8 protein-coding genes are annotated in these 6804 nt (G+C 67.0%); 4 read left to right on the top strand and 4 right to left on the bottom strand.

The features are described 5' to 3' along the window. Both AB4Y84_RS09520 and AB4Y84_RS09515 read right to left on the bottom strand, forming a co-directional pair. Positions 1–739: amino acid permease (locus AB4Y84_RS09520; RefSeq protein WP_442250058.1), on the bottom strand; the 739-nt coding region annotated here is incomplete at its 3' end. Between the two features lie 81 nt (positions 740–820). Next, a complete protein-coding gene (locus AB4Y84_RS09515; protein ID WP_025877061.1) occupies positions 821–1543 on the bottom strand; it encodes an AraC family transcriptional regulator in 723 nt (240 codons plus the stop codon). A 118-nt stretch (positions 1544–1661) separates the two neighbouring features. Between AB4Y84_RS09515 and AB4Y84_RS09510 the strand changes: the two genes are divergently transcribed. Both AB4Y84_RS09510 and AB4Y84_RS09505 read left to right on the top strand, forming a co-directional pair. Next, entirely contained in the window at positions 1662–3758 is a 2097-nt protein-coding gene (locus AB4Y84_RS09510; protein ID WP_442250057.1) for a catalase, read from the top strand. 21 nt (positions 3759–3779) lie between these two features. Beyond that, complete coding sequence (locus tag AB4Y84_RS09505) at positions 3780–4268, top strand: hypothetical protein (RefSeq protein ID WP_442250056.1); 489 nt, start codon at positions 3780–3782, stop codon at positions 4266–4268. Here AB4Y84_RS09505 and AB4Y84_RS09500 read toward each other — a convergent pair. Then, positions 4265–5011, bottom strand: coding sequence for an alpha/beta fold hydrolase (locus AB4Y84_RS09500; RefSeq protein WP_442244612.1), 747 nt, complete (start codon positions 5009–5011; stop codon positions 4265–4267). The two genes, AB4Y84_RS09505 and AB4Y84_RS09500, sit on opposite strands and share 4 nt — an antisense overlap. A 138-nt stretch (positions 5012–5149) precedes the next feature. Here AB4Y84_RS09500 and AB4Y84_RS09495 point away from each other — a divergent pair, with 138 nt between their 5' ends. Further along, positions 5150–5689 carry a hypothetical protein gene (locus tag AB4Y84_RS09495; protein WP_363732164.1) on the top strand — a complete coding sequence of 180 codons (540 nt, stop codon included), beginning with the start codon at positions 5150–5152 and terminating at the stop codon, positions 5687–5689. 14 nt (positions 5690–5703) lie between these two features. After that, complete coding sequence (locus tag AB4Y84_RS09490) at positions 5704–5994, top strand: hypothetical protein (protein ID WP_032951973.1); 291 nt, start codon at positions 5704–5706, stop codon at positions 5992–5994. A gap of 84 nt (positions 5995–6078) precedes the next feature. Here AB4Y84_RS09490 and AB4Y84_RS09485 read toward each other — a convergent pair. Further along, positions 6079–6804, bottom strand: a 726-nt coding sequence (locus AB4Y84_RS09485) for a methyl-accepting chemotaxis protein (protein ID WP_442250055.1), incomplete at its 5' end; no start/stop codon positions are given.

The following is a 6804-nucleotide window of genomic DNA, read 5'->3' as shown; positions in this document are numbered from 1 at the left end:
AGGCCACGGTGCGGATGGCACGGGCGATGCTGCGCTCGGGGTCTTCGGTCTCCGCCGCAGCGACGGCCACGATTTCGGTGCCACCGAAGGCGAACACCACCACCAGCAGCGCCGCGCCGATGCCGGCCAGTCCCTTCGGTGCGAAGCCACCGTGCTCGGTGAAGTTGCTCAGGCCCGGCGAGGCCACCTGCGGCAGCCAGCCCATCAGCAGCGCCACGCCCACGGCGATGAAGGCCAGGATCGCCGCCACCTTGAGGATGGCGAACCAGAATTCGAACTCGCCGAAGTTCTTCACCCCGAGCAGGTTGATCGCGGTGAAGAACAGCATGAAGGCCAATGCCGCCATCGGTACCGGCACCACCGGCCAGACTGTGGCCAGCAATCCGGCCGCACCCACCGCCTCGGCGGCAATCACGATGACCAGCTGCACCCACCACAGCCAGCCCACGGTGGCACCGGCGGTGGCGCCCATGGCATCGGCCGCATACACCGAGAACGCACCGCTGGTCGGCTTGGCCGCGGCCATTTCGCCCAGCGCGTTCATCACGATGATCACCAGCGCACCGGCCACCAGGTAGGACACCAGCACCGCCGGGCCGGCCGCCTGCACGCCCACGCCGGAGCCGAGGAACAGGCCGGCGCCGATGGCGCTGCCCAGCCCCATCATGATCAGCTGGCGTGGCTTGAGCGAATGGCCGAGGCGGGAGGGCGAAGCGGTCGTATCGGGGGTGGCGGGCATCGGCAGGGCTGGCGGCGGCTACAAGGGCGACACCTTACCGTGTCCAGCCGCCGCGGGGATAGGCACAGCGCAGCAGGAAACTCAGGCCGGTACCGGCTCGCCGACATTGCCGCCGATACGGGCGCGGTAGGCGCGCGGGGAGAAACCGGTTTCAGCCTTGAACTTGCGGGTGAACGCGCTCTGGTCGCTGAAACCGCAGGCCTGGCCGATGCAGGCAATGCTCTCGTTGCCATGCAGCAGGTGCATGGCCATCTGGATCCGCAGCCGGGTCAGCACCTGCTGCGGCGTCATCTGGAACACCTTGCGGAAGCTGCGCTCCAGCTTGGACAACGAGAACCCGGTGATGTCCAGCAGCGTCTGCATCCGCACGTTCTCGGCGTAGTGCGTATTGAGGTGGGCCAAGGCCAGACGGAGCTGCTCGTACTGGGTCCCCAGGCTGTCCTTCTGGCCGAGGTCGCGGGAAATGCCGATCAGCCCCTCGACCTGCCCGTCCACCAGCAGCGGGCGTTTGCAGGTCAGGCACCAGCCCGGTTCGCGGTTGGCGAACAGGTGCAGCTCCATCAGGTTCTCGATCACCTCGCCGGACAGCACGCGTGCGTCCTGGTCGACATAGTCCGCACTCAAGCCGGTGGGGTAGATCTCGGCCGCGGTGCGTCCGATCACGTCCTTGCGCGCACGCAGGCCCAGCCGTCGCAGCATGGTCTGGTTGACGTAGGTGTAGCGGCCCTGGCGGTCCTTCATGAAGAACAGCACGTCCGGAATGGCGTCGAACAGGGCTTCGATGTCGGCGGGTTCGACTCGCATGCGGCAAGCATACCCGAGCCGCCGATTTGTCTGCGCGTTCACTCTCACGGGACCGTGCATTAACGCCGGCGGCGCCACTGTCTGGGGTCTGCCCCCTACCCGCTCCAGGAGATCCTCCATGGCCGCCAGCAAGCCGACCGGCAAGCGCGCTCCCGCCACCACCTCCGCCGACCGTGACAGCCGCGGCCAGGGCGATGAACTGCATCAGCTCGCAGGAGGCGCCCATCCGGTACTGACCAGCAACCAGGGTATTCCGGTTGCCGACAACCAGAACTCCCTGCGCCAGGGACCGCGTGGACCCACCCTGCTGGAAGACTTCCTGCTGCGCGAGAAGATCACCCACTTCGACCACGAGCGTATTCCCGAGCGCATCGTCCATGCACGCGGTTCGGCCGCCCATGGCTTCTTCGAACTGACCCGGTCGCTGGGCAAGGTGACCCGGGCGAAGATCCTCACCGAGGTCGGGGTGAAGACGCCGGTGTTCACCCGCTTCTCCACGGTTGCCGGCGGCGCCGGCTCGGTCGACACCCCGCGCGACGTGCGCGGCTTCGCGGTGAAGTTCTACACCAGGGAAGGCAACTGGGACCTGGTCGGCAACAACATTCCGGTGTTCTTCATCCAGGACGCGATCAAGTTCCCCGACCTCATCCATGCGGTGAAGATGGAACCGGACCGCGCGTTCCCGCAGGCGGCCAGCGCACACGACACGTTCTGGGATTTCGTCTCGCTGATGCCCGAATCGATGCACATGATCATGTGGGCGATGAGCGATCGCACGATTCCGCGCTCGCTGCGCACCATCGAAGGCTTCGGCATCCACAGCTTCCGCCTGCTGGATGAGGAAGGGAACTCCACCTTCGTCAAGTTCCACTGGCGGCCGAAGCTGGGGCTGCAGTCCACCGTCTGGGACGAGGCGCTGAAGCTGCAGGCCGCCGACAACGATTTCCACCGCCGCGACCTGTTCGAGGCGATCCAGCGCGGCGACTTCCCCGAGTGGGAGCTGGCCGTGCAGCTGTTTACCGAAGAACAGGCCGATGGCTTCCCGTTCGACCACCTGGACCCGACCAAGATCATCCCCGAGTCGCTGGTGCCGCTGCAGGTAATCGGACGCATGGTGCTGGACCGCTGGCCGGACAATTTCTTCGCCGAGACCGAGCAGGTCGCCTTCTGCCCGGCCAACGTGCCGCCGGGCATCGATTTCAGCAATGACCCGCTGCTGCAGGGGCGGCTGTTCTCCTATCTGGATACCCAGCTGATCCGCCTGGGCGGACCGAACTTCAACCAGATTCCGATCAACGCACCGAAGTGCCCGTTCGCCAACCATCAGCGCGATGGCCACATGCAGATGCAGGTGCCGAAGGGGCGCGTGGCCTACGACCCCAGTTCGCTGCAGGAAGACAGCCCGCGCGAGACGCCCACCGGTTTCCGCAGCCACGCCAGCGCCGATGATGGGCGCAAGGGCCGCACCCGCGCGGAGAGCTTTGCCGACCACTACAGCCAGGCGCGGATGTTCTTCCGCAGCCTGGAAAAACCGGAACAGGCGCACCTGGCCTCGGCGCTGGTGTTCGAGCTGTCGAAGGTGGAAACCGAGAAGGTGCGCGTGCGCACCGTCAGCCATCTGCGCAACATCGACGAAGGCCTGGCCAAGCGCGTGGCCGACGGGCTGGCCCTGGGCACCCTGCCCGCCCCGGCACCGACGGCAACCCCTGCACAGGACCTGCCCGCCGCACCCGAGGTCCGCGTGATCGGCCGCAACAAGCCCCTGCTGCAGGGGCGCTGCATCGGCATCCTGTTCGACGAGGGCTCCGATGCACGGGTGATCGCCACTCTGCGCAAGTCCGCCGAAAAGGCCGGCGCCAGCGTCAAGCTGGTCGCGCCGAAAATTGGCGGTGCCACGCTCAGCGACGGCAAAACGCAGGYCGCCGATGGACAGCTGGCCGGTACCCCGTCGGTGGTGTTCGACGCAGTGGCGGTCGTGCTGAGTGCCGACGCCGGCAAGGCCTTGGCCAAGGACGCGGCAGCCGTGGGCTTTGTCAGCGATGCCTGGGCGCACCTGAAAGCCATCGCCAGTGACGAAGGCGCACAGGCCCTGTTGAAGGCAGCGCGCGTCGGCAACGATGCCGGCACCGTGGAGGCCGAAGACAGCAAGGCCTTCCTCGCCGCTGCCGCCACCCGCCAGTGGGCACGCGAGCCGAAGCTGCGCCTGCTGGCCTGATCATCCAACAGGAGAATCCCCATGCCCCGTGGTGACAAATCCGCCTATACCGACAAGCAGAAGCGCCAGGCCGAGCATATCGAAGAGAGTGAGCGCGAACGCGGTGCCAGTGAAGGCACCGCCGAGCGCATCGCCTGGGCCACCGTGAACAAGCAGGATGGTGGTGGCAAGCGCAGCGGCAGCGCGCGCAAGGCAACGAAGRAGGTGGCCAGAAAGACAACGGCGAAGAAGGCTTCCGCAAGCAAGGCGCCGGCGAAGAAGGTGGCGAATAAGACCGCTGCGAAGAAGACGCCTGCGAAGAAAGCCGCCACCAGGAAGACTGCTGCAAAGAAGGTGGTGAAGAAGGCGCCTGCGAAGGTCCCTGCAAAGAAGGCGGCCGCCGGGAAGGCAACGCAGAAGAGCGCCTCACGCAGCACCGCAGCGAAGAAGGCCGCGAAGACCCGTGCAGCAAAAAAGGCGGTACGCAAGACCGCGGCGAAGAAGGCCGCACGCACCCGCGCCGGCAATTAGCCGGTAGCGGGCAGCGCCCTCACCCAACCGGCCACCACCGCGGCGGCCGGTTCGGCACAGGCCTGCAGCAGCAGATGCGGCCCGTCCAGGGCCACGTGCCGCGCGTCCGGCAGCAGGGTCTGCAGCTCGGCTACGCTCGGCGGCCACAGCAGCCGGTCATGACCCGCCTGCAGGCACAGCGTCGGCACCCCGATCTGCGGCAGCAATGCGCGTACGTCCACCCGCAGGGTCGCTGCGGCGCGCTGCCGCAACGTGGTCGCTGGAACCTGAGCCAACGCAGCGCGCAGCATCGGCATGTGCTCGCCGGTGCGCCACCGCCCCAGCAGCAGGCGCGCCAGCATCGCCACGGGAGGCACCGGCCAGGCCGGTGACAGCAGTGCCGCGCCGGCTGCCGGCAATGGCACGGGCCGGCGCGCAAAGGTCGCGGCCAGCACCAGTCCGCGCAGCGCTGCGGGCTGGCGCGCGGCCAGCTCGACTGCCAACGGCCCCGAGAAGGACTCGGCAAGCAGGATGAAGGGGTGGCGGGGCAGCTGCGGCCACAGCCATCTGGCAAGCGTGGCGTAATCCTGCCCGCCCTGCGCAGGCAGCGCGATCGCCTGCGTCGTCAGCCCATGAGCCTGCAGTGCGGACAGCAACGGGGTCGACATGCTGCCGGTGCCATCCAGGCCTGGCAGCATCAGTACGTGCAGCGGCGCGGCCGACGCGGCATCACAGCCCCGTTTTTCCTCACGTCCCGTTCCCATGCCAGCTCCTTTGCTGGCAAGCATCGCCCGGATCGGCAGGCGAAGGAACCTCTTCCTGGCTCTCCCTCTGCTGTGCCGGCCAAGGTTGCGCGATACTGCCGGCTCCGCCGCAGGATGCGGCTACCAAGGAGAGCGTTGATGCGAGGGACCTACGCACTGGCCATGATGGCCCTGATGCTGCCAATGACCACCTTTGCCAGCGATGGCTGGATAAATGGCGACGGCAAGGCGGTGCCGCAGACCGATGCCATGAAATCCAGCGATGGCTTTGCGGCATCCCTGCTGGTCACCTCCGACGCCGACTGGCGGGCCAAATGGGAAACTCCACCGGAGAGCACTCCCAGCTTTACCGAGGCCAGCGAAGTCCACCTGGGCGGAGAATTGTTCCTGCTGACATTCCTGTCCAACCCGCAACTGGATGAGAACCGCGTACCCAAGGTGCACTGCGATCTGCACATGCTTCGCCCGGACGGCAGTACCAGTGTCGACGAACGCGATGTTCCCTGCTTCACTGCCGCCCTGCCCGGCCCGCCAACCCTGCTGTACATGACCAGTGTGCAGCTGAAGTTCGTCGCCGAGGCAGGTGACCCGAAGGGCACGTGGACCGCGCAGGTGGTGGTCAGGGATCTGTTGCGGAATGTGAGCCTGCCCCTGCAGGCCCGCTTCGACGTCCGTTGACAGGAGGCCTGCAGATGAAGATGCGACGACTGCTGAGCTGGACAGGCCTTGCGCTGTGCGTGGTCTACCTGCTGTTGACCGCGTGGCTGGTCCACGGCGCGCAGACAGACGCCGACCCGAAGGGTACCTACATCCTGATGGCACTCCCCATCACCCTGCAGTCCGCCGCGCTTGATGCCATCGGCGCAGGCAGCCTGTTGTACGGCAAGCCCTGGTCGACCGCGTATGCGGTGCTGGTTCCGCCAACCCTGCTGTTGCTGTACGCGGCCGGTTGGTTGATCGAACGCTCGGCACGCGGGCGCTAGCGGCCCTCAACCGTTGCGTGCATCGACGCCCTGCATGCGGGTCATCGCATGCAGGGCGCCATCCAACATCGCGTTGTCGTTGGCTTACGCCGCGCGTGCAGGCAGGCTGGGCATGCGTGCGCCCTGCTCCAGCTGGAACACCGACACCGACGTGGTCAGCGCATGCGCCTGCTCTTCCAGCGCGCGGCTGGCAGCGGTCGCCTCTTCCACCAGCGCAGCGTTCTGCTGGGTCACCTGGTCCATCTGCACCACCACCTGGTTGACCTGCTCGATGCCGGCCGCCTGTTCCTTGCTGGCGGCGGCGATGTCGCTCATCAGCTGGGTGGTACGCGAGCTCGCCTGGGCCACGCGGGCAATGGCGGCTTCCGATTCCACGGTCACGGCCAGACCACTCTGCACCTTGGCAGCGGCGTCCTCGATCAACTCCTTGATCTCCTTGGCAGCGACACCGGCACGCTGTGCCAGCGTACGCACTTCGCTGGCCACCACCGCAAAGCCGCGGCCCTGTTCGCCGGCACGCGCCGCTTCCACTGCAGCGTTCAGCGCCAGGATGTTGGTCTGGAAGGCGATGCCATCGATCACCGTGGAGATTTCCGAAATGCGCGCCGAAGACTGGTCGATCTCGCCCATCACCGTGGCCATCTGCGCCATGGCCTGCTCGGTCTCGCGCACGGCAACGCCGGCCGCATGCGCTTCGCTGTCGGCCTGGCGTGCCAGCTCGGCGTTCTGGCGCACGGTCGAGGTCAGCTCTTCCATCGAGGCGGCAGCCTCTTCCAGATTCGCGGCCTGTTGTTCGGTACGGCGCGACAG

The sequence above is a fragment of the Stenotrophomonas sp. 2YAF22 genome (assembly GCF_052114665.1).
In the GTDB taxonomy this organism is placed as follows: Bacteria; Pseudomonadota; Gammaproteobacteria; order Xanthomonadales; family Xanthomonadaceae; genus Stenotrophomonas; species Stenotrophomonas indicatrix.
The sequence above is the reverse complement of the archived record's forward strand: the minus strand, read 5'-3'. Positions and strand labels throughout refer to the sequence as shown.

Bases quoted from the DNA above. Each gene is read 5' to 3' on its own strand.
- AB4Y84_RS09515 (WP_025877061.1), bottom strand. From the start codon at position 1,543: ATGCGAGTCGAACCCGCCGACATCGAAGCCCTGTTCGACGCCATTCCG.
- AB4Y84_RS09500 (WP_442244612.1), bottom strand. From the start codon at position 5,011: ATGGGAACGGGACGTGAGGAAAAACGGGGCTGTGATGCCGCGTCGGCC.
- AB4Y84_RS09495 (WP_363732164.1), top strand. From the start codon at position 5,150: ATGCGAGGGACCTACGCACTGGCCATGATGGCCCTGATGCTGCCAATG.
- AB4Y84_RS09490 (WP_032951973.1), top strand. From the start codon at position 5,704: ATGAAGATGCGACGACTGCTGAGCTGGACAGGCCTTGCGCTGTGCGTG.